General features: G+C 39.5%; 15 protein-coding genes and 2 pseudogenes. 16 read left to right on the top strand and 1 reads right to left on the bottom strand.

Features of this window, described 5'->3' with window-relative positions:
• Window positions 1-26: 26 nt before the first annotated feature.
• The 16 genes and pseudogenes from IPK31_19760 to IPK31_19835 all read left to right on the top strand — a co-directional run bounded on the left by IPK31_19760 (window position 27) and on the right by IPK31_19835 (window position 23,635).
• Window positions 27-2,584: pseudogene (locus tag IPK31_19760) on the top strand (glycosyl hydrolase 115 family protein).
• 30 nt (window positions 2,585-2,614) lie between these two features.
• Complete coding sequence (locus IPK31_19765) at window positions 2,615-3,733, top strand: endo-1,4-beta-xylanase (GenBank protein ID MBK8089967.1); 1,119 nt, start codon at window positions 2,615-2,617, stop codon at window positions 3,731-3,733.
• A gap of 29 nt (window positions 3,734-3,762) precedes the next feature.
• Complete coding sequence (locus tag IPK31_19770; GenBank protein ID MBK8089968.1) at window positions 3,763-5,196, top strand: MFS transporter; 1,434 nt, start codon at window positions 3,763-3,765, stop codon at window positions 5,194-5,196.
• Between the two features lie 27 nt (window positions 5,197-5,223).
• Window positions 5,224-6,261: a glycoside hydrolase family 43 protein gene (locus tag IPK31_19775; protein ID MBK8089969.1), complete on the top strand. Its 1,038-nt coding sequence runs from the start codon at window positions 5,224-5,226 to the stop codon at window positions 6,259-6,261.
• Window positions 6,262-6,275: 14 nt separating this feature from the next.
• On the top strand, window positions 6,276-7,922 hold the full coding sequence (locus IPK31_19780) for a glycoside hydrolase family 43 protein (protein ID MBK8089970.1): 1,647 nt from the start codon (window positions 6,276-6,278) through the stop codon (window positions 7,920-7,922).
• Between the two features lie 20 nt (window positions 7,923-7,942).
• Window positions 7,943-10,561: a glycoside hydrolase family 3 C-terminal domain-containing protein gene (locus tag IPK31_19785; protein ID MBK8089971.1), complete on the top strand. Its 2,619-nt coding sequence runs from the start codon at window positions 7,943-7,945 to the stop codon at window positions 10,559-10,561.
• A gap of 124 nt (window positions 10,562-10,685) precedes the next feature.
• Entirely contained in the window at window positions 10,686-12,065 is a 1,380-nt protein-coding gene (locus tag IPK31_19790) for a Gfo/Idh/MocA family oxidoreductase (GenBank protein ID MBK8089972.1), read from the top strand.
• Between the two features lie 30 nt (window positions 12,066-12,095).
• Window positions 12,096-12,860, top strand: a complete 765-nt coding sequence (locus tag IPK31_19795; GenBank protein ID MBK8089973.1) for a cupin domain-containing protein — start codon at window positions 12,096-12,098, stop codon at window positions 12,858-12,860.
• Between the two features lie 70 nt (window positions 12,861-12,930).
• On the top strand, window positions 12,931-13,974 hold the full coding sequence (locus IPK31_19800; GenBank protein MBK8089974.1) for an alpha/beta hydrolase: 1,044 nt from the start codon (window positions 12,931-12,933) through the stop codon (window positions 13,972-13,974).
• A 3-nt stretch (window positions 13,975-13,977) separates the two neighbouring features.
• A pseudogene (locus IPK31_19805) lies at window positions 13,978-15,131 on the top strand (glycoside hydrolase family 88 protein).
• Window positions 15,112-16,866 carry a dihydroxy-acid dehydratase gene (locus IPK31_19810; protein ID MBK8089975.1) on the top strand — a complete coding sequence of 585 codons (1,755 nt, stop codon included), beginning with the start codon at window positions 15,112-15,114 and terminating at the stop codon, window positions 16,864-16,866. The pseudogene IPK31_19805 and the gene IPK31_19810 overlap by 20 nt, the downstream one beginning before the upstream one ends.
• Before the next feature lie 68 nt (window positions 16,867-16,934).
• The gene (locus IPK31_19815) at window positions 16,935-17,936 is read left to right on the top strand and encodes an SMP-30/gluconolactonase/LRE family protein (GenBank protein MBK8089976.1); all 1,002 of its coding nucleotides are present in this window, start codon (window positions 16,935-16,937) and stop codon (window positions 17,934-17,936) included.
• Window positions 17,937-17,965: 29 nt separating this feature from the next.
• On the top strand, window positions 17,966-19,282 hold the full coding sequence (locus tag IPK31_19820; GenBank protein MBK8089977.1) for a gluconate transporter: 1,317 nt from the start codon (window positions 17,966-17,968) through the stop codon (window positions 19,280-19,282).
• 5 nt (window positions 19,283-19,287) lie between these two features.
• Window positions 19,288-21,231: a sialate O-acetylesterase gene (locus tag IPK31_19825; GenBank protein MBK8089978.1), complete on the top strand. Its 1,944-nt coding sequence runs from the start codon at window positions 19,288-19,290 to the stop codon at window positions 21,229-21,231.
• A gap of 30 nt (window positions 21,232-21,261) precedes the next feature.
• Window positions 21,262-22,806 carry an acetylxylan esterase gene (locus IPK31_19830; GenBank protein MBK8089979.1) on the top strand — a complete coding sequence of 515 codons (1,545 nt, stop codon included), beginning with the start codon at window positions 21,262-21,264 and terminating at the stop codon, window positions 22,804-22,806.
• Window positions 22,807-22,846: 40 nt separating this feature from the next.
• The gene (locus IPK31_19835; protein MBK8089980.1) at window positions 22,847-23,635 is read left to right on the top strand and encodes a polysaccharide deacetylase family protein; all 789 of its coding nucleotides are present in this window, start codon (window positions 22,847-22,849) and stop codon (window positions 23,633-23,635) included.
• Window positions 23,636-23,672: 37 nt separating this feature from the next.
• Here IPK31_19835 and IPK31_19840 read toward each other — a convergent pair whose 3' ends face one another.
• Window positions 23,673-25,244, bottom strand: coding sequence for a glycoside hydrolase 43 family protein (locus IPK31_19840; GenBank protein ID MBK8089981.1), 1,572 nt, complete (start codon window positions 25,242-25,244; stop codon window positions 23,673-23,675).
• Window positions 25,245-25,450 lie beyond the last annotated feature (206 nt).

A 25,450-nucleotide genomic window follows, 5' to 3' on the forward strand; every position in this document is an offset into this window, starting at 1 on the left:
TCTGAAAGAGATGAAAAATTAATAGTATGAAAAAAACGATTCTGCTTGCTATAGTTATTTGCACAGGCTTATTAAAAAGCAATGCACAGTTTCTATCTGAAAAGAAAGAGGCCAATACATTTTCACTTTCCAACGCAGTTATTTATGTTGACAGCAATGATGCGGCCTTAGTAAAAAAATCTGCTCTGCTTTTTCAGCAGGATATTGAAAACATAGTGGGTAAAAAAATACCAATCAGTCACAGTAAAGCAGTTACGGGCAAAACAGTCATCATCATTGGATCAGTTGTACAATCATCTCTCATTAAACAATTAGTACAGCAAAAAGAATCAGCACCGCTTCCATCAAAAATAAATGGGAAGCCTATCAAATACAAACTATCAGCAATCCATTCAAAGGAGTTGAACAGGCATTGGTAATTACCGGCAGCGACAGAAGAGGAACTGCATTTGCTGTGTTTGAATGTTCAAAACAAATGGGCGTATCACCCTGGTACTGGTGGGCCGATGTTCCTGTAAAGAAGAAAGCAGATATCTATGTTAAAAAGAATACATTCATCACTGATGCACCGAAAGTAAAATACCGTGGCATTTTTATTAATGATGAAGCTCCTGCCCTCTCTGGCTGGAGTAAAGAAAAATTCGGAGGGTTCAATCATCTTTTTTATGCAAATGTGTTTGAACTGATGCTTCGTTTAAAATCCAACTATATCTGGCCCGCCATGTGGGGCAATGCTTTTTATGCTGACGACAGCCTGAATATGAAAACAGCCGATGAGTATGGAATTGTTATTGGCACTTCTCATCACGAACCATTGATGCGTGCACATGATGAATGGCGGCGTTTCGGAAAAGGAAAATGGAACTACGACAGTAATGAAGTGAGGTTGAAAGAATTCTGGAAAGCAGGCATACAACGTGCAACCAATGAAAAAATCGTAAGCGTTGGAATGCGTGGCGATGGTGATGAGCCAATGAGTCGTGAAACTGCAACAGCATTATTGGAACGCACTGTAAAAGACCAACGGCAGATCATTACAGAAGTAACAAACAAACCCGCATCGCAAACACCACAACTCTGGGCTTTGTATAAAGAAGTGCAGGATTATTATGATAAAGGAATGAGAGTGCCTGATGATGTAACCCTATTGTTATGCGATGATAACTGGGGAAACATCCGCAAACTTCCAAAACTTACGGATGCCCCACGCAAAGCAGGATACGGCATTTATTATCATTTCGATTATGTGGGTGGGCCACGTAATTACAAATGGCTTAATACAAATCCTATTGCAAGAGTGTGGGAGCAGATGCATTTAGCTTATGAATACAAGGTAAAAGACATCTGGATTGTGAATGTGGGTGATATTAAACCAATGGAGTTTCCCATCTCTTTCTTTTTAGATTATGCATGGAACCCGGAAAGGATTGGCGCTGATGATTTGCAGAAATATACAGAACAATGGAGTGCTGCACAGTTTGGAAAACAATATGCAAAAGAAATTGCAGAAATCATTTCGAAGTACACGAAATACAATGGAAAAAGAAAGCCCGAAATGCTTGATGACAAAACTTACAGTTTCAATTACGATGAATGGTTTACAGTTGCAAATAATTATAACGACCTGTATATAAAAGCAGAGAAAATAAAAGTACAACTTCCAATTGCTTACCATGATGCTTATTTCCAACTGGTGCTTCACCCTGTTAAAGCAATGACCAATTTATACAACCTTTATTTAAATACTGCATTAAATAAAAGGGACTATCAAAATAGTTATGAAACTGCTAACCTTTATGCAGACAGGGTAAAGATGGCCTATTATACCGATTCCTTAATTACATTAGATTATCACCAGATAAACAATGGAAAATGGAACCACATGATGGATCAAACTCATATTGGCTATAGCTACTGGCAACAACCCATACGGCAAAAAATGCCGGAAGTAAAATATGTATTACATGATTCAGCCGGTGCAGAGGAATTTAAGATGCTTCCCAATATCAAGACTGCTAAAATTCCAGAAAATGCTAAAGGAAATTTATTTTTTGAAAGAGAAGACATTGGCATATCGATAGAAGCAGCTCATTTCACCAAAGCAATCAACAGCAATAGCATCAACTGGAAAATACTACCCGATCATGGAAGAACAGGTTCAGCCATTACCACATTCCCAGTTACTGCGGCTGAACAAAAACCCGGGGGCAATTCTCCTCATTTGCAATATGAGGTTTATACTTACAGCAAGGGTGAGTTTAAAATCAATGCATACTTCTCTCCCACCCTCAATTTTCATAATACAGAAAATGGTTTGCAGTATGCTGTTTCAATTGATGATGAAGCCCCGCAGATCATCAGTATAAACAAAGAAGATAAAAACAGCATCAGCGGAATCTGGAACAAGTGGGTGAGTGAAAATATTATCATCAAAACAACAAAACATACCATCAGCCAACCGGGAAGACATATAGTGAAGTACTGGATGGTGAACAGTGGCGTGGTGTTGCAAAAACTGGTGTTGGATTTTGGAGGCATGAAACCAAGTTATCTCGGGCCTCCTGAAACATTAATAGTGAAATAATTTTTTTTAACATACCAAAAATGCTTCGATATGAAAAAGTATACATTCCTCCTGTTGGCAATTAGTATTGTTGCTTTATACAATTTAAGTTGCGCCCCCGGAAAAAAGGCAGACTTAAAATCTTCCACTTTAAAAGATGCATACAAAAATGATTTTTTGATTGGCGCAGCTTTAAATGCTGCTCAAATAGAAGAAAAGGAACCCAATGCAGCGGCGTTGGTGCCTCAGCAATTTAATGCCATTACTCCTGAAAATATTATGAAGTGTGTAATCATTCATCCAGCCTGGGAAAAGTTTGATTTTACACTGGCTGACAAAATTGTTGATTATGGAAAAAAATATAACATGCCGGTATTTGGTCATACATTAATATGGCACAGTCAGCTGGCACCGTTTGTTTCTAAAATTTCAAACAAAGATTCGTTCAGGCTTTTTTTTACAAATCATATCAATACAATCGCTTCAAGATATGATGGCAAAGTAAAAGGATGGGATGTTGTGAATGAAGCACTGGAAGAAGACGGCAGCCTGCGTAAATCTGTCTTCTTACAAAAACTGGGAGAAGATTATATAGTGGAAGCTTTTCGTCTTGCACAAAAAGCAGCCCCTAATACAGAACTCTATTACAATGATTATAACATTGAACAACCAAAGAAAAGAGCGGGAGCCATTGCCCTGATCAAAAAGATACAGGCAGCAGGTGTTAGCATTGATGGTGTTGGCATTCAGGGTCACTGGAGGGCATACAATGTGCCGTTGAAAGAGATAGAAGAAAGTATAATTGAATATTCAAAACTGGGCATCAAAGTAATGTTTACCGAATTGGATTTAGGTGTGCTGCCCAATCCCTGGGACAATGATGCAGCTGATGTAAACATGAAAGCCGAATATAGTGCAAAGATGAATCCTTACACGACTGGTCTGCCAGATTCAATGCAGGTAAAGCTCACAAAAGGTTATGAAGATTTATTCAAACTTTTTATCAAACACAAAAACAACATCAGCCGTGTAACCTTCTGGGGTGTTAACGATGGACAATCATGGCTGAACGGATGGCCCATTCCCGGCAGAACAAATTACCCGTTACTCTTCGATAGAAATTTCAAACCCAAACCGGCATTTGATGCAGTAATAGCTTTAAAAAAATAAATCACTTGCCAGCTCATTAAATTCAAAACATGGAATCATCACAGAAATTATCGGTATTAGAAAAAGTAGGCTACAGCCTTGGCGACCTTGCTGCGAATTTGGTTTTTCAAACATTAGTGTCCTGGATTTCTTACTACTATTTAAATATCTACGGCTTAAAACCTGAACATGCATCTGCATTAACACTTGTTGTGGGCTTGATTGCTGCATTTGCTTTTAATCCTGTAATGGGCGCAATAGCAGACAGAACAAATACAAGATGGGGAAAGTTCAGGCCATGGATATTATGGACCGCTGTTCCGCTTGGAGTGGTTGCTCTTTTAGCATTCAGAACTCCTCACTTTGAGGAGTATCAGAGTAAAGTTATTTATGCTGTAATTACTTATGCTATGTTGTTAATGTTATATGCAGCCAATAATTTACCCTACTCTGCACTGAGTGGTGTAATTACCGGAGATATGAAAGAACGTAACAGCATGTCATCCTATCGTTTTGTTGCAGTAATGTTTGCACAATTTTTTGTACAGGTATTTATGTACAACTTTATTATTAAAGCAGGAGGAGGAACAGATGCTGAATCAATGAAAGTTGGCATATCTAACGTAATGACGGTGTTGGCTATCATTGGAACCATCATGCTGATCATTTGTTTTTTAGCAACTAAAGAAAGAATTGTACCAAAACCAGAACAGAAATCGAGCTTAAAGGAAGATTTATCCGACCTGTTTAAAAATAAGCCATGGATCATAATGCTAACCGTTACCACGCTGGTGTTTGTTACCCTGGCCATGAAAGGTGGTTCTTATGTTTATTATTTTGAAAACTATGTTGATAAAGCAGAGTTGACTTCATTTTTAGACCCATTCAAAAAGTTTCTTCCCACTTTTGAAAATGACACTTCCTTAGGTTTGGGGGTTTTTAATGGTGGTGGTATTTTAGTGGGTTTGGTTGGTATCATGTTGTCGCAACAATTTGCAAATAAATATGGCAAGCGAAATGTATTTATGGCATCGCTGTTTATATCAACCCTGTTCATTATTTTATTTTACTTTTTTCAGCCAAAATCAATTGGAATAATTTTTGGCGCACAAATATTGCACGGCTTTTTTTACGGTATAAGCACACCAATATTATGGACGATGATCGCTGATGTGGCTGATTTTAGTGAATGGAAAAATAACCGTCGGGCAACTGCCATTATATTCTCTGCCATGATGGTGGGTTTAAAAGCCGGCTTAAGTATTGGCAGTTCATTAGTGTCCTGGATACTGGGCAAATACGAATATGTGGCCAATAGTACTTCAGGGCAAACAGCAACTGCCATTAATGGCACTAAAATGCTCATTAGTATATTCCCTGCAATACCATTTCTTATAGCAGTTGCATTATTGTTCTTCTATGAAATAAATAAAAAGAAGGAAGTGCAGATTGAAGCCGATTTAAAACAAAGAAGAACGGCATAACTTAAACTTATAACATAAAACTTTCTCATGCCTGAAGACAGTATTGATCATATTGATTTTGATGATTTAAATAAGAAGGCAATTTCCCAGCCGCTTGTTTCGCATATTTACACAGCTGATCCATCAGCACATGTTTTTGATGGGAAGATTTACATCTACCCATCGCATGATGTTGATGCAGGTGATGCTTTTGATGATTTGGGAAGTCATTTTGCTATGGAAGATTATCATATTCTCTCCATGGATAACCCAACTGCAGAAACAATTGATCATGGTGTTGCGTTGCATGTAAAGGATGTACCGTGGGCCGATAAACAAATGTGGGCCCCTGATGCTTCGGAAAAAGACGGCACTTATTATTTGTTCTTTCCTGCGAAAGGACATGACGGTATCTTCCGTATTGGTGTTGCAACAAGTGCGTCACCAACAGGCCCTTTTAAACCGCAACCGGAAGCGATCAAAAAAAGTTTTTCGATTGACCCTGCCGTTTTTAAAGATGATGATAGAAGTTACTATATGTACTTTGGCGGCATCTGGGGAGGTCAGTTACAACGCTGGAGAACAGGCGCATTTAAAAGTGAACAGGCAGAAAGTCCTGTTGCATTCTTACCGGAAGATCATGAAACTGCATTGTGTGCGAAGATTGTAAAACTCAGAGATGATTTGCTGGAGTTTGCTGAAACACCAAAAGATATTGTGATCACTGATGAACATGGTCAACCTCTTTTGCAAGGCGATAAAGACCGCCGGTTTTTTGAAGCATCGTGGATGCATAAGTATAATGGTAAGTATTATTTCTCTTACTCAACAGGTGATACGCATTATATCTGTTATGCCATTGGTGATAATCCTTACGGACCGTTTACTTATGCAGGAAGAATTTTAGAACCCGTTGTTGGATGGACATCACACCACTCCATTTGCCAGTTTAAAAACAAGTGGTACTTATTTTATCACGACAGCAGTTTAAGCAAAGGAGTAACACATTTGCGAAGTGTAAAAGTGACGGAACTTATTCATGATGAGAATGGATTTATCCAGACAATTAAGCCTTACAACAATTAAACGTTAAAAACGTAATGAAGAAATTTCTTTCAGTAATACTATTGAACATTGCATTCATACTTGCAAATGCACAGTCGTTTCAAAACCCGATATTGGCCGGCTATTATCCCGACCCCAGTATCTGTCGTGCAGGCGATGATTATTATATTGTCAACTCTTCTTTTGCATACTACCCCGGTTTGCCTCTTTTTCACAGTAAAGATTTACTGAACTGGAAACAGATTGGCTATGCCATGAACAGACCGGAACAGTTAAACCTTGATGGTGCAGGTGTATCAAGAGGTTTATTTGCACCTGCGATTACCTGGCACAACGGTACATTTTATATTATTTGTACGGAAGTAAGTAAGCTTGGCAATTTTGTTATCACAGCAAAAGATCCCAAAGGACCCTGGAGCAATCCTGTTTCATTACCACAGGTAAATGGCATTGACCCCTCTATTTTTTTTGACGACAATGGAAACGCATATGTTCTGTTTAACAGCATCCCTCCGAATAATATTTCTATGCACGATGGACACCGCACCATACGTATGTTTGAATTTGATGCTGTGAACCTGAAAGTGGTTGGTGAAGAAAAATTATTGATTAATGGCGGAACCGATATGGCCAAAAAACCTGTGTGGATTGAAGGACCGCACCTGATAAAAAAAGATGGCTGGTATTATTTAATCTGTGCTGAAGGTGGCACCGGTTATAATCATTCGGAAGTAGTCTTCAGAAGTAAATCACCCGAAGGTCCCTTTGTTTCTTATGAAAAGAATCCAATCCTTACACAACGTCATCTTGATCCAAAAAGAATGAACCCAATTACGACCACAGGTCATGCAGATTTTGTTGAAGGGAAAGATGGTAAATGGTGGGGAGTGTTTTTAGGCTGCCGTCCGTATGAAGGCGATTTTTATAATACAGGCAGAGAAACATTTATGGCACCCGTAGTATGGAAAAATGGCTGGCCTGAATTTGAACTTGGAGGAGATGAAGTAAAATACTCTTATCATATCAATGCTGTTGCAGATGAGAAAAGAGAGCTCTTCAACGGCAATTATCTTTTCCATGATGACTTCACTAACAATGTTCTCAACATCCGTTACCAGTTTTTAAGAACAGTACATAATCAATGGTACAATCTTACAGATAAACCTGGTTCATTAACGTTGAAGCTTCGCCCGGGAACCTGCGCCGGAACAGACAACCCTTCATTTGTCGGATTTCATCAGCCACATATTAAAGGCTACGCTGCTGCATCATTAAACTTTATACCAAAAGTGGAATATGAAAAAGCCGGGTTACTGGCATTTCAAAATGAAAAAAATTATTACTACCTGTGCAAATCAATAAAGAATGGAAAACAAACAGTAGAATTGTATAAAGGAACAGAGCTATTGGTCAGTAAAGAGGTGAACGTAAAAGTGAATAAGAACATCTTCCTGAAAATTGAAGCGAAAGCAGATAAATATGCATTTTACTTCGCCACGAAAAAAAATCATTGGCAGGTAGTACTGGATAATGCCGATGGAAAATATCTCAGCACCAAATCAGCAGGAGGTTTTGTGGGATGCATGTATGCGATGTACGCTACATCAAACGGGAACGCTTCAGACAATACAGCTTCTTTCGATTGGTTTGAGATTAAGAATAACGATGAAGTCTATAAATGAATTTATAATAAAAACAAAAGATGAGAAAATTTAGTTTGCTGTTATTATGCTTATTCGCTGCAAAACTGTTTGCACAGGATTACAAATCATTCCCTATGTGGAATTACAAATTACCTGTTGAACAAAGGGTGAATGATTTAGTAAGCCGTTTAACACTGGAAGAAAAAGTAGCACAGATGCTGAATGCAACACCTGCTGTTGAAAGACTTGGCATCCCTGCTTATGACTGGTGGAATGAAACACTTCATGGTGTTGCAAGAACTCCCTATAAGGTTACCTCCTATCCACAGGCAATTGGTATGGCAGCTACATGGGATACAAATTCACTGTACCGCATGGCCGATTATTCTGCAACGGAAGGAAGAGCTATCAATAACAAAGCAATTGAATTGGGAAGAACAAAGGACCGCTATGTTGGTCTTACCTACTGGACACCCAATATTAATATCTTCCGTGATCCACGCTGGGGTCGTGGACAGGAAACTTATGGCGAAGATCCATTCTTAACTGCTATGCTTGGCAGTGCTTTTGTAAATGGGCTGCAGGGCAACGATCCGAAATATTTAAAAGCAGCAGCCTGTGCCAAACATTTTGCTGTACACAGCGGACCTGAACCAAGCCGCCACTCCGATAATTTCAATCCAACTGTTTATGATTTGTGGGATACGTATTTACCGGCATTTAAAGAACTGATCGTAAATGCAAATGTTGCCGGTGTAATGTGCGCTTACAATGCAGTAAATACACAACCCTGCTGCGGAAGTGATCTGTTGATGAATGATATTCTCCGTAAGCAATGGAAGTTCACCGGCTATGTAACGAGTGATTGTGGTGGTATTGATGATTTCTTCCGTTTTCATAAAACGCATAAAGATGCAACAGTAGCTTCTGTTGATGCTGTGTTGCACGGAACAGATGTTGAATGCGGACGGGCTGCTTTCTACACACTTGTTGATGCAGTTAAGAAAGGTTTGATCAGTGAAGAACAAATTAATATCTCTGTTAAACGGCTGTTTACTATCCGTTACCGGTTGGGTGTGTTTGATCCTGTATCGATGGTGAAGTATGCACAAACTCCTTCTTCCGTGCTGGAAGCTCCACAACACAAAGCACATGCTTTAAAGATGGCGCAGCAGTCAATCGTATTGCTGAAAAATCAGAATAACATTTTACCCTTAAGCAAAAAGATAAAGAAGATTGCCATACTTGGTCCTAATGCAGACAATGAAATTGCAGTACTTGGTAATTACAATGGCACCCCTTCCAATATTGTTTCAGTACTGGAAGGCATCAAAGAAAAACTGGGAAAAGATGTGGAAGTGATTTATGAAAAGGCCATCAACTTTGCAAACGATACCCTGCTGGTACACAAAGATATTTCAACACTGTACAGTTATGATGGCAAACCAGGTGTAAAAGCAGAATACTTCTCCAATGAAAAACTGGAAGGCAGTCCTGTTCTTACGCAAACAGAAAAAGAAATCAATCATTACTGGCAGGAAGGAAGTATTCCTTTTCCGGGTGTACCATCTGTACATTTTTCTGCCCGTTATACTACTGCCATTACAGCAACCAAAGATGAAGTAATGAGTTTTGAAAGTGAAGCCAATGACGGCTACAGGGTTTTAATTAATGACAGTATAGTAGTAGATGTATGGGAACGCAACCGCTGGGGCAGTAAGCAATTTAACCTGCCGGTAAAAAAAGGTGTTACTTACAAAATTGAAATGAGTTTCCGCCAGAGTGAAGGCGATGCTACCGTAAAACTGCGGGCAGGTAATTATGTAAAAACAGATTTCACTGCTTTAGCCAATCGCTTAAAAGATGTAGATGCTATCATTTTCGCAGGAGGTATTTCACCTCAGCTGGAAGGTGAAGAAATGCCCGTTAATGTTCCGGGCTTTAAAGGAGGCGACCGCACAAGCATCATGTTGCCAGCTGTACAAACAGAATTAATGAAAGCTTTAAAAGCAACAGGCAAACCTGTTGTGTTTGTGATGATGACGGGAAGTGCAATTGCAATTCCATGGGAAGATGAAAACATTCCTGCCATCGTCAATACATGGTATGGCGGACAAAGTGCAGGCACTGCCATTGCAGATGTATTGTTTGGTGATTATAATCCTGCAGGACGTTTACCCGTTACATTTTACAGAGGCGACAATGATCTTCCAGGCTTCAGTGATTACTCAATGGATGGAAGAACCTACCGTTACTTCAGAGGTAAAGCACTATATCCATTTGGTTACGGATTAAGTTATACTACCTTTAACTACAGTGCTTTGAAACTTCCAAAAGCAACAGCAAAGAATAAAAAAATCACCGTATCAGTCATTGTAAAAAATACCGGCGCCCGTGCAGGTGAAGAAGTTGTACAGTTGTATATATCACATCAATACATCAAGGGAAAAACACCTGTAAGAGCATTGAAAGGTTTTAAACGTATCGCTTTAAAAGCAGGTGAAAGTAAACTTGTTTCGTTTACACTAACGCCGGAAGAATTATCTCTTGTAAGTGAAGAAGATGGAAAACTGTTTCAGCCTTCAGGAAAAATAATGATCAGCATTGGCGGCGGGCAACCGGGTGTAAAAAATAAAACATCAGGCAATGTGGTAAGCAATTCAATAACGGTTCTGTAATCTGAATAGAGTTGAGATAGTTAAATCTAAAAAGAATAAAGTGAATCGCACAGGGATGTGGCGCAATAACTGATGCTGTGAAAAACTGAAGTTGTTATCATATTATCAATCACTAAAAAGTTGAATGATGAAAAAAAGAACACAGTCCCGCCGGGAGTTTCTGAGCAATTCGATTAAAGCATCTGCAATATTTGCGTTGCCGTCAATTGTTCCTTTCAGTGTGTTTGGAAAAAATGCACCAGGTAACCGCATTAACGTTGCGGCAATTGGCTCCGGCCGTATTTCACGCATTCACGATATGCCCGGTGTATGGGGTCAGAATTATGCTCAGCTGATGGCAGTGTGTGACCTGGATTCAAACAGAGCTGCGGAAGGAAAAACATTGGTGAATGATTTTTACTCAAAAAGAGATGGCAAACCATTTGACGGTGTAAAAGTTTATACAGATTACCGTGAACTGTTACAGAATAAAGATATTGATGCAGTATTGATAAGTACACCCGATCATACTCATGCCATGATTGGAGCTGCAGCAGCACGTGCAGGTAAACATATTTATATGCAGAAGCCTGCATCACTTACGATTGCTGAAGGAAGAATCATCAGCAATGTGATACAGAAAAGCGGCGTAAAATTTCAGATAGGAAGTCAGCAGCGGAGCAGTGAACAATTCCGTTATGCAGCAGAGTTGGTTCGTAATGGCCGCATTGGAAAACTGAAAACTGTTTATGTTGGTTTGCCCGGTGATCCGCCCGGAGGAAAGACAGACGAAATGCCTGTTCCAAAAAACTTGGATTATGATATGTGGCTTGCATCAACTCCTGAAGTGTATTATACTGAAGACCGTGTACATCCGCAAGTTGGTTATGGTCGTCCCGGTTGGTTACGTTGTGAGCAGTTTGGTGCAGGTATGATAACCGGATGGGGTGCACATCATATTGATTCTGCACATTGGGGCATGGGTATGGAAAGCAGCGGACCTGTTGAAATCTGGAATGAAAAAGCTGAGTTTGCAACAGGTGGATTGTGGAATGTACATGGAGTATTTAAAACCGGTGCAACCTATGCAAACGGTGTTACAATGATTGTAAGCAACGAGTTTCAAAACGGGATAAAATTTGAAGGAACAACCGGATGGATTTTTGTTTCAAGAGGAGATTACCAGGTTACATCATCTGATGGCAATGCCGGAACAGCACAGGCGAAGAAAATTGATGCCAGCGATCCAAAGCTCCTTACATCTGTAATAGCTGAAAACGAATTTCATTTTACTGTAAGTAAAGATCATCATGCCAACTGGCTGGAAGCGATCCGTGATAATAAAAAAACAATTGCACCGGTTGAAGAAGCACACCGTGCCTGCTCAGCCTGCCTGCTGCATCATATAGCTATGAAGCTAAACAGGAAATTATACTGGGACCCCGCAAAGGAGCAATTTAATAATGATGATGAAGCAAATAAACTCCTGTCGAGGCCACAACGCAAAGGCTATGAAGTGAAATAGATTTTTTTACTGAATTTAATCAACCATAACATGAAAAAAATACTTGCCATATTATTCCTGCTCCCGCTTTACACTTTGGCGCAGCAGGACTCAGTCTTATCAGGAGTTTACAATTGGGCTGAGCTAGCTTCATCAACAATCAATAAAATTTCTTCCACTGTATTGCTGGAAGGAAAAACCCATGACTTTAAATGGATACAGTTAACTGCAAACAGTTTAAATCCATCACCTGTAAGAATCAAACAAACTGTTCCCAAAAACCAGGAACAATTAATTATTGTGAAAACAGGTACCCTGCAAATTGGCTTGGGCGATTCAACCTTTGCACTGAATGCCGGAAGTGTAGCAATATTAATGCCCGGAAAAAAGATTTTACTCAACAGTATAAAGCCCTGCAGTTTTTATATTATGAAATACCGGAGCAAAGCCCCAAAGGATCTGCAAAGGGGAAAAAACAATGGAGGCTCGTTTATAAAATTCTGGGAAGCCATTCCGTTTAAACCAAACAATAACGGCGGTGGCAGAAGAGATTTTTTTGAACATCCTACTGCCATGCAGAAAAGATTTGAAATGCATGTTACCACGCTGAAAGAAGGACTGAGAAGCCACGATCCACATACGCACCGTGCAGAAGAAATAATAATCATGATAGAAGGTGATACCGAAATGCAGATAGGTGAAAATTTCGCCAAAGGAAAAACAGGTGATTTCTTTTATCTTGGAAGTAATATACTTCATGGAATAAAAAATATTGGTACAAAACCCTGCATGTATTTTGCCATTCAGTTTGAATAATGATAAATGAACATTTCATTAAAGCATAAAGAATGAAAAAATATTATTCATTTTATTCATCTGTACTTCGATGAATAGTTTTGCTCAATATCCCCGTGTGGATATCCCCGGTTCTGAAGTAAGAAAAATTACTTCTTCCATTGTTACCGGGCAGGAATATGAATTGCATATCCTGTTACCGGGCAGTTACAGGAGCAGTACAAAAAAATTTCCTGTTGTGTACCTGATGGATTCTCAATGGGATTTCTCACTGGTAAAATCAATTTTCGGTCAGCAGTATTATGATGGCTTTATTCCTGAACTGATTATTGTGGGCGTAACATGGGGAGGAATAAAACCAAACCCCGACAGTTTAAGAGCAAGAGATTATACTTCAACTAAAGAAACAAGAGCTCCGCAAAGTGGTGGTGCAGATAAATTTCTTTCCTTCATAAAAAATGAACTGTTCCCGTTTATTGAAAAAAATTATAAAGCCGATAGTGCAAACAGAATATTAATGGGCTGTTCACTTGGAGGATTATTTACAGTATATACATTGTTCACTCAACCGGAACTGTTTACAGGCTATGCCGCTGCCAGCCCTGCTATTGGCTGGGATAGGGAAGTAATGTACCAGTTTGAAAAAGAGTTTTATCAGAAAAAATTATCCAAACCTGTGCGTTTGTATATGACGGTTGGAGATGTGGAAAGCAGCCGACCTGCTTATGAAAAATTTGCCGCACAAATGATCGGCAGGAACTACTCATCAGTAAGCATTCAATCAAAAATATTAGAAAACACCGGGCATTCAGGAACAAAATCAGAAACATACAGCAGAGGTCTTCAATATATTTTTGAACGGCCGAAGCTGAGTCTTGATACAAAGCTGCTGGATAAATATGCCGGTATTTATGTATCAGCAACGGGAAACAGAATTGAAATAAAAAAGGAAAACGGCAGCCTCGTTTTATTCTATTCCCCTTTCAATAAATACCAGCTGTATGCATCAACTGAAACAGGCTTTTATTCAACGTCAGAATTTCTGAACATTGATTTCAAAATAGAAAACGGCAAAGCAAGTGCCTTGCAATTGGAAAGATTTGGCGGGACTGATTTATTAAAAAAGATTAACTAAAGAATGTTACGGAAGCAATTTTTTTTTATCATCTTAACTTTCTGTATACTGGTTGCAAACAGTTACGGCCAATTCAATGATTGGCCAAAAGGCAAGTCGCCAGAAGAAGTTGGCCTTCGTATTGCAGAGCGTTTCATTTCTTCAGCACATGGCGTATATAATTCGCCGGGAACAAAACCGCATATCCCCTATTTTGAAGTTTGTACCTGGTACGGAGCTTTAACATTTGCTGATCTTACTGCTAATAATGACCTGCGAACAAAATTGATTGACAGGTTTACTCCGCTGTTTGATAAGGATTCATCTTTGCTTACAGTTCCTGACCATGTAGACTACACAGTCTTTGGTGCACTACCATTAGAGATCTATCTGCAGACAAAAGACAAAAAATACTTTAACCTCGGTAAACATTATGCAGACAAACAATGGGCTGCTCCCGAAGGTCCAAGAGTAATTCCTGAATCTTACACCTATTACAATAATGGGCTAAGCTGGCAAACAAGATTGTGGATTGATGACATGTATATGATTACAATGATACAGGCTCAGGCATTTCGTGCAACAGGCGATCAGAAATATATTGATCGTGCTGCAACTGAAATGGTTTTTTATTTACATGAGCTGCAAAAAGAAAATGGATTGTTTTATCATGCCCCCGATGCTCCTTTCTTCTGGGGAAGAGGAAATGGCTGGATGGCAGCAGGTATGACTGAATTGCTGAGAGTGTTACCAAAAAACAATACGAACTATAAAGCAATCATGAATGGTTATAAAAAAATGATGGGGTCTTTATTAAAGTATCAAAGTGAGAACGGTATGTGGCGGCAATTGGTTGATGATCCTGCTTTCTGGCCTGAAACATCCTGCTCAGCCATGTTTACTTTTGCAATGATCACTGGTGTAAAGAATGGATGGCTTGATAAAAAAACATACAGCAAAGCCGCAAGGAAAGGATGGCTTGGCTTAATTTCTTATATCAATGAAAATAATGAAATCACTGAGTGTGTGAAGGAACCGGGAAAAAGAACGACCGGCAATATTATATGGACCGAAAACACATTACAGGTGATTTTCATGGACAGGCTCCTGTGCTTTGGTGTGCAAGTGCATTATTGAGAAAGAACAATACTTTTAAAAATGAAAAACGAAAAAGATAATAACTCTCAGCAGGGCGGAGATTCTTACAAACTCAGAAGCTACGATTGGTTTGGCAAATCTGATAAGATGGGATTTGTACATCGTTCCTGGTTACGTAACCAGGGATATCCTGATGATTATTTCCAGGGCAAACCCGTTATTGGTATTTGCAATACATGGAGCGAACTGACACCCTGTAACGGTCACCTGCGTGATTTTGCAGAAATCGTAAAACGTGGTGTAATTGAAGCTGGAGGATTTCCATTAGAGTTTCCGGTTACATCATTGGGTGAAACAATCATGCGGCCCACAACCATGCTCTTTCGGAATTTGGCGAGTATGGATACAGAAGAAAGCATTCGTGCCAATCCGATTGATGGTGTTGTTTTACTTACAGGTTGTGATAAAACTACTCCTTCTACTTTAATGGGTGCATGCAGTGTTGATCTGCCAACCATCGTTGTTCCAGGTGGTCCAATGCTGAATGGAAGATTCAAAGGCGAATGCCTTGGCAGCGGCTCATTCAACTGGATGGTAAAGGAAAAAACATTAGTAGAGAATTATACAGCAGAAGATATTCATGAAGCAGAGGTTGGCGCTGCAAGAAGTCAGGGACATTGTATGAGTATGGGTACTGCTTCAACTATGGCCTGCATGGTGGAAGCACTGGGTCTTACATTACCGGGTGCTGCTGCTATTCCTGCTGTTGATTCAAGAAAGAAAGTAAGGGAGCAATTATCAGGAAGAATAATTGTAGAGATGGTGAAAGAAGATTTGAAACTCTCAAAAATTCTTACAAGAAAAGCGTTTGAGAATTCGATTATAGTAAATGCCGGTGTTGGTGGCTCAACCAATTTAATCATTCACCTGCTTGCGATTGCCGGAAGAATAGGTATTGAATTAAATCTGGAGGACTTTGATACTATCGGAAGCAAAATTCCATTGCTTGCCAACCTGAAACCTTCAGGAAAATATTTGATGGAAGATTTTTATTATGCCGGTGGATTACCTGTTGTGATCAATGAACTAAAAAAATATCTGCACAATGATGTGATTACAGTTAATGGAAAATCAATCGGTGATAACAACAGCAAACCCGTTTGCTACAACCGTGAAGTGATCGCATCTGTTGATACGCCTTTGCAAACGGAAGCAGGTATTGCTGTGCTGAAAGGAAATTTATGTGCCGATGGTGCCATCATTAAACCATCTGCTGCGACAAAATCATTAATGAAGCACAGGGGCAAAGCGGTTGTGTTTGAAACGATGGAAGATTATCATGCAAGAATTGATGACCCAAATCTGGATATTGATGAAAACTCTGTGATCGTATTAAAAGGTGTTGGGCCGGTAGGTTATCCCGGCATGCCTGAAGTTGGCAATGTTGATCTTCCTGAGAAATTACTGAGGAAAGGTGTTAAAGATATGATCCGCATTTCAGATGGAAGAATGAGTGGCACAGCTGCAGGAACTGTGGTGCTGCATGTTTCACCTGAATCGTCCATTGGTGGAGTACTTGCATTAGTGAAAGATGGCGATATGATTGAACTTGACGTCGATCAGAGAAAACTTCATCTTGATGTAAGCGATGAAGAATTAAACAAACGGAAACTGGCATGGGTCGCACCTGAACCAATGGCAACAAGAGGTTATGTAAAATTTTATATTGACCATGTGCAGCAGGCACATCTCGGAGCAGACCTTGATATTTTGCAGGGCGGCAGCGGAAGTGAAGTAACAAGAGATTTACATTAAGCCCTGCCCCTAAAGGGGAAGTTTAGGTTTTAAATTAAAAATAGTATTAAGTAAAATATATACAGAGTATGAAACAAATTTTTCTTTTCTGCTTTATCGTCTTCATAGTAAGTTGTAACAGTAAGCCACAATACAAATCGATTGGCGCTATTGAAAGAATGGATCCTGCATTGGATATAATTATTTCTCCAAACGCCAAAGCAGAGATCATTGCTGAGGGCTTTGAATGGAGTGAAGGACCGTTGTGGATCGAAAAGGAAAAGATGTTGTTATTTTCTGATGTGCCTGCTAATACAATCTACAAATGGACAGAAGAAAAAGGAAAAGAAGTTTACCTGAAGCCATCCGGCTATACAGACAGCCTTCCATCCATCTGCAAAGAACCCGGCAGCAATGGTTTAATACTGGACGCTGAAGGCAGCCTTATTCTTTGTCAGCATGGCGACAGAAGAATGGCGAGAATGGATGCTGCATTAGATAAACCAATAGCAAAATTTATTACACTTGCCGATAAGTATAATAACAAACGGCTCAGCAGTCCAAATGATGCAGTGTATAATTTTGGCGAATTATTTTTTACTGATCCGCCTTATGGATTAAGTACACAGGATGATAAGGACACTGAAAAAGAAATTCCTTTCAATGGAGTTTATAGATTAACAAAAAAAGGTCGGGTAACCTTAATTACCGACTCCCTCTCCCGCCCCAACGGTCTTGCATTTTTCCCCGGAGGAAGAAGATTGCTGGTTGCTAATTCTGATCCCGAAAAACCTAACTGGTATCTGTTTGATATAAATCCTGGTGATACTATTTTCCCTCCAAAACTATTTTTCAGTGCTGCTGGTAATGATAAAAAGTTAAATGGTCTGCCGGACGGATTGAAGATCGATAAGAATGGGAATGTATTTGCAACAGGCCCGGGCGGAATTTATATATTTAATGAAAGCGGAAAATTATTAGGTAAACTGAAATTAGAAAATTCTTCATCGAATTGTGCTTTATCACCCGATGAAAAAACATTGTACATCACAAACGATATGTATGTACTGCGGTTTAAAATGAGAGAATAAAATCAATCAGAATAAAAACAATAAGACGAATGCCCTTACTAATCATCTTACTGGGAATTGCTTTGCAGATTTTTTTAACGGTTAAAAAAGTCAGCCCTTTTTTATCGTTACTGATCGTAGCTATTTTCATTGGTTTTTTATTGGGCATGCAACCCTCTGCCATCCTTACTTCTGTAGAAAAAGGAGTTGGCAGTACATTGGGCGGGCTTGCATTGATCCTTTGCCTTGGCGCTGTTCTTGGAAAAATACTGGAAGCAAGTGGTGCTGCTGAACAAATTTCGGGTACACTCATCAACAGTTTTGGCGAAAAGAATATTCAGTGGGCCATGCTGCTTACAGGTTTCTTAGTTGGACTTCCACTTTATTATAATGCAGGTTTTATCATTCTTGTGCCGCTTGTATTTTCTGTTGCCAAAAGAACAAAATTACCTTTACTGTATCTCGCTATTCCTATGGCGGCATCTTTATCAACCACACATTGTTTTTTACCCCCACACCCCGGGCCTGTTGTACTGGTAAATGCCTTTAAAGCTGATCTCGGCAAAACCCTTGTTTACGGATTGATACTTGTAATACCGATTGTAATTATTGCCGGACCGTTTTTAGGTCGCTTACTGCAAAAAATAACGACAGGTGTACTGGCTCCCTTTTCTATTGGAGATAACATAATCGTTGACAAAAAATTACCCTCCGTTACTCCAAGTTTTATCATCGCATTACTTCCGGTATTTTTGATTACACTGTCTGTGATAGCAAAATACTTTTTATCAGATGACTCACTCATAAAGAATGTTATTCTGTTTACTGGTGATTCCACCATTGCTTTATTACTATCAGTGCTTTGCGCCATTTACTTTTTTGGTATAAGGATGAATAACAAAATGCCGGTAATTATGCAATGGCTCAATGATGCCATATCAGGTATTGCAGTCATCATGCTCATTATTACTGCAGGTGGTGTATTAAAACAAATATTAACCGACAGCGGAACCGGAGCTTACATTACTTCATTCAGCAGTGACTGGCAGATTCATCCATTGGTGTTTGGATGGGTGGTAACTGCCTTATTACGTGTCGCAATAGGATCTGCAACAGTAGCAGGTTTAACTGCTGCAGGCATTGTATCCCCCATTGTTGTTGCAGGTGCAGTTTCACCTGAATTGATGGTACTGGCTGTAGGTGCCGGCAGTGTATTTGGTTCTCACATCAATGATTCGGGATTCTGGATGTTCAAAGAATTTTTCAAAGTAACTCTGAAACAAACTTTTTTATCATGGACTATTATGGAAACGATCATTTCAATTCTGGGATTGATCGGCATATTATTGTTAAATATGTTTATTTAAGAAAAATGAATAGCAAAATAAAAACAACATGCCTGCTCATCTGCTGTATTCTTTTGTTGTTATCTAATCAGTCAGGTGCACAGGTAAAACTTCCTCAAATTGTAAGAGACAGCATGATCCTGCAAAGAGATGTACCCGTAAATATCTGGGGATGGTCGTCTGTAAATGAAAAAGTAACCGTGAAGTTTAATGGAAAAACATATAAAACAAAAGGTAATGCGGATGGTAAATGGATCATCAAACTTCCTCCAACCAAAGCAGGCGGCCCGTATACGATTAATATTACTGCAAGTAATAAAATCAGTCTGAAAGAAATTTTATTTGGCGATGTTTGGTTTTGCAGTGGTCAGTCAAACATGGTGCATCAACTGAATATTCATGATGTAACCTATGCAAAAGAAATTGCAGAAGCAAACGATCAGCAGATACGACAGTTCTGGATACCAACACTTACCGGCTTACAGGGAGCACAACAGAACCTGCCGGGCGGTTACTGGAAAGCAGCAGTTGGTGAAGATGTTCGTCCATTTTCTGCAGTTGCCTATTTCTTTGCAAAGCGTTTATACGAAAAATACAAAGTACCTGTCGGTATCATCAATGCAAGTGTGGGCGGCACACCTGTTGAAGCTTGGACAAGTGAAGAAGGGTTAAAAGATTTTACTTCACTGAAAAATACCATCGAAAAAAATAAAGACACAGCTTATCTCAACAGTCTGAACCGAAGATCTCCCACTACGAACCGCATGCCGCCCCCTGTTGATGCAGGTTTATCAGCTGCCATTAAATGGCTTGATGTCAACTATATACCTAAAGGCTGGCGCAATATCAATCTTCCCGGTTACTGGGAAGACCAGGGCATTAAAGATCTGAATGGTGTTGTTTGGTTTAGAAAAGAAATAGAAATTCCGGCATCAATGGCTGGTAAAGTTGCAAAAGTTTTTTTAGGAAGAATTGTTGATGCAGATGAATTATACATCAATGGAAAATTAGTTGGTAAAACTACTTATCAATATCCGCAACGCAGATATCCAGTTCCAGCAGATGTTTTAAAAGCAGGGAAAAACATTTTTGTTATTCGTGTAACAAACTCGTCTGGCAAAGGCGGTTTTGTATCAGACAAACCTTACTGTATTTTTTCAGGTACTGATACAGTTGATTTGAAAGGCTACTGGCAATACAAAGTTGGTCTTGTGTATAAACCTTTCACAGGCGGAGGTTTTGGTGGAGGCATCAATGCACAAAATCAACCGGCAGCATTGTACAATGCAATGGTGGCACCGGAGATCAATTATACTATTAAAGGTTTTTGCTGGTACCAGGGTGAAAGCAATGCAGGCAGGCCAAAGGAATATGAAAAACTTTTATCCGCATTAATTAATGACTGGCGAAGCAAATGGAACCAGGGCTCACTTCCATTTCTGTACATACAGCTTCCGGGCTTTATGGATTATAACTACCTCCCTACCGAAAGCCAATGGGCTGAGTTACGTGAAGGGCAACTAAAAACTCTTTCCGTTCCCAATACGGCGATGGCAGTTACTATTGAACTTGGCGAATGGAATGATATTCACCCCGACAATAAAAAAGATGTTGGTGAGCGCTTAGCCTTAGCTGCAATGAAAACTGCTTACAATGAAAACATTGTTTATTCAGGTCCGCTTTTTCAATCGGCAACTATTGAGTCAAACAAGATTATAATAGAATTTTCAAATACAGGCAGTGGCTTAGTAACTAATGATGGCGAAGAGTTAAGTGAGTTTGCTATTGCAGGGGCCGATAAAAAATTTGTATGGGCAAAAGCAAAAATAGAAGGCAACAAAGTTGTTGTATGGAGTGATGAAGTTAAAGAACCAATGTATATGCGTTATGCCTGGGCAGATAATCCTGTTAATCCAAATCTTTTTAACAAAGATGGATTACCGGCATCACCATTCAGAACTGATAAATAAAAAAGTATCTCTAATACTATAAACTTCTGTATGAAAAATTATTTGATATTGTTATTATGCATCTGCTTTACATCAGAGATAACTGCACAGTCTGTTTCTGTTGACAGCAGTAAGTATCCCCGACTCGTTACATTCACTGCTCAACAGGATCAGGCACAAATGATGCAGCAGTTGGGTATTAAAAAATTAAGACCCGGCCCAAGCGGTAATGCGTCCGCTCCCAATCATGCTAATTACGATGAAGCAATAGCAAACCCCTGTCCGTTATTACCTGATGCACTGATTACCAAAAAAGGTAAAAAAGTAACCAATGCTGAACAGTGGTGGCAACAGAGACGCCCGGAAATTGTGGAAGATTTTGAAACTGAAATGTATGGCAGAATTCCATCAAAAACACCAAACGTTACATGGACTGCAAAAATCACCGATTATGAATTTGTTGGACGCATTCCTGTTATTGCAAAACAATTAGTGGGTCATGTTGATAACAGCGAATATCCTCTCATTCATGTAAACATCAACATGGTACTTGTATTACCATTGAATGTAAAAGGCCCTGTTCCTGTATTGATCATGTTTGGATTCCCTTCATTACCATCTCCTGCACAACCCAACCCTGCAGACATGGAAAAGCTCAATTCAACTTTCAAAGAGATGATGATACAGCAGAACCCGGAGATGAAAGCCATCTTCGATCGCTATCCTGCTTATTCACCTGTTACACGATTGCCCGGTTCAAACTTTTTTGCACCTGCCCCAACAGGCGACTCACCCCCTACTGAACAATTGCTGGCTGCAGGTTGGGGATACTGTGTGATAGAGCCAAACAGTATCCAGGCTGATAATGGTGCAGGTTTAACAAGAGGTATTATTGGTTTAGTAAATAAAGGACAACCACGTAAGCCTGACGATTGGGGTTCATTAAGAGCATGGGGCTGGGGTGCATCACGTGCATTGGATTATTTTGAAACAGATACATTGATCAACACAAAAAGAGTTGGTATTGAAGGCGTATCCCGTTATGGAAAAGCAGCATTGGTAACAATGGCTTTTGATCAGCGATTTGCAATTGTATTAATCGGTTCTTCAGGAAAAGGTGGTGCAACACTGCAGCGCCGTGTTTTTGGTGAAGCGGTTGAAAGTCTTGCAGGCAGTGGTGAGTATCACTGGATGTCGGGAAATTATTTAAAATACGCAACTGCAGAATCTTCCTTTGGCAGTAAAACAGGTTGCGATCTTCCCGTTGACTCACATGAACTGTTGGCACTTTGTGCACCAAGGCCAGTGTTCGTCAGTTATGGAATACCGGAGAAAGGAGATGCCAATTGGCTCGATCAAATGGGAAGCTATAAAGCAACCATTGCAGCAGGTACCGTATTTAAATTATTAGGAGCAAAAGATTTGGGTGTTAGCAATGATTATAACACAGAACAAATGCCGCCGGTGCTTACAGGCTTGCTCGATGGTGAACTGGCATGGCGGCAGCACGACGGAGGACATACTGATGCTCCTAACTTTAAATTCTTTATACCATGGGCCAACCGTGTGTTGAAGTATGAAAAAGTTGCCCGTTAATTGTATTGCTGATTCTATAACATTATTGAAAAGGAAAATCATGCTCAAAAAAAGGATACTACTTACAGCTTCTGCATTTTTGTTTACAGTTATTTTACATGCACAAACACAATCTCCATGGTATGGAAAAAAATGTGCCGTTGTACTTACATATGACGATGCAATAGATCAGCACCTGGATAATGCAGTTCCATTGTTGGATTCACTGGGATTGAAAGCAACGTTTTATATAACTGCTTTTTCACAATCAGTACAAACAAGAATAAATGACTGGAAAAAACTTTCTGTTACGGGTCACGAATTAGGTAATCATACATTGTTTCATCCCTGTATTGGTAACAGCCCCGGCCGTGAGTGGGTTTCACCCGAAAACAATTTGAATAATTATACCGTGAAGCGTATGGAAAATGAAATACGCATGACGAATACCTTTCTGCAGGCACTTGATGGAAAAATCAAACGCACATTTGCATTCACCTGCGGCGATATGAAGATTGCTGACTCCTCTTTCATTAATGGAATGAAAAAAGATTTTGTTGCGGCAAGAGCAGTACGTAACGAAATGCATAAGATTAACGAAGTGGATCTGTACAATATAGATTGCTACATGGTAAACAATAACAGCTTTGAAGAAATGAAAGCATGGGTAGATAAAGCAATTGAAACCAACTCACTGCTTGTTATACTTTTTCACGGTGTAGGCGGTGGCAACAGTTTAAATGTTTCGCTGACAGATCACCATAAATTGCTTACTTATTTAAAGCAAAAACAAGAAAGCATCTGGGTTGCGCCCATGATCACAGTTGCTGAACATATTAACGAATGGTAAAACATAACCAAGTAGCCTACTGCTGATCTGCCTGTGTTTACCGGATGATTGTATCCATTATATGAAAAAAATCAAAATCAACATAACCACCTGTTGATTTAGTTGCATAATTGAACAATCCAAAACGGTAACCCATAAAATGAGGTAATGTGTAAGTCATTTGCAATGGAGAACCAATTGCTGTCCATTTTTTTCCATCAAGACTGTAATAGAAATACCCTTTATCTGTTCGGTTAACAAAGTCGCAGTCTGCTTTCAGATAAATTTTCTTCTGCACCAATGGAAGACTTTGTACTTCAACAGGCTTTCCCGATTCAGCATTAATCATAACAATTGATTTTGTTCCTTCAGTTGATTTCACTCCCACCCATCCATAGTTCTTCTGCAAAAGCACAAGACCTGCAAAGTCACCGTCTTTCATATTGCTAATATCAATAACAGTTGTACCCGAACATTCAGGCCCAAATGTTCGTTGCGTAAGTGTGTTACGGGCAAGAAGAATAGATGTGTCAACTCTTCCTGTTGTAATGCGGAGATATCCTTTGCGCTTAGCAAGTGACCAGTTTTTATTATCAGGATTATGATTCCATTGCCAAACCAGCGGGAAAGATATATCACCGGGCTTACGGTTGAACTCATCAGAAGCTACTATGCCGGGAATATACCCTTTGCTGGATGGAAGATTCAATGTATCAGGCACCTTACCATTACTGCCAATTACCGGCCATCCATTTTCCCATTTAACAGGTACAAGATAAGGAATACGACCAACTGCTCCGTAATCTCTGAACAGATATGCATACCAATCACCTTGCGATGTATTGATAAGACCACCCTGTGCCACGCCTTTATCCTGAAGGGCAACACGGCCCTCGTAAGGTCCTGTAATTTTATCGGCCCTATGTATAACAACAGTACGCATCCCTCCTTTTGGCCAGGTAATATTGAACAGGTAATATTTTCCATACATTTTAAACAGTTGTGAGCCTTCTGCATTTAAACCTCCGTTATCACCAGATGGCAAACTTGCATTTTCTATTACCACCTGATTTATTCCACCAGGTTTTATTCCGGATACATCTTCATTTAATTCAACAAGGGTGAGTTTACCTCCACCATATAACATATACACTTTGCCATCTTCATCAAAAAATAAAGAATGATCGTGCAGACTTGGTTTAAAAGAAACAGCTTTCCATGGACCTTTCTCAATATTCTTTGTGCTGTAGATGTAGGTTTTACCGGTTGTTTGTGCAAATGTGCTTACATAGAAAGTACCGTTATGATAGCGAATGCTGCTTGCCCAGGAACCTCTGCCATAAGTGCTTTTGCCGTTGGCGAGATTCAATTCATCTACATTTGCCAAAGTATCGTATGCATAGTTCACCAGCTTCCAGTTAACCAGATCTTTCGATTTCATTATTGGCACACCCGGACTCATATGCATGGTTGTGCTGCTCATGTAGTAAGTATCGCCCACACGGATCATCGCCATATCAGGAACATCAGCATAAATAACAGGGTTGAATGCAGGCTGTGCCTGTAGATAAGAGATTGCACCGGTATATACAATCACAAAAAAAATAACTGCAGTAAGAAATTTTTTCATTCAATTTTTTGTTTGAGATGGCAGGTATACTTTTCTAATCCGACTCATAAATTGCTAAGTAAAAAGATATGAGCACTACAGAATATCCAAAACCTGAAACCAGGCTATTAAATGGCTGCATTTCGTCTGCATACAGAAGAACATGTAATGGCACTAAACTGGATATTTTTCCTGGATCATGCAGCAAACTATTTTAGCATAATATG

The sequence above is a fragment of the Chitinophagaceae bacterium genome, from assembly GCA_016713085.1.
GTDB lineage: Bacteria > Bacteroidota > Bacteroidia > Chitinophagales > Chitinophagaceae > Lacibacter.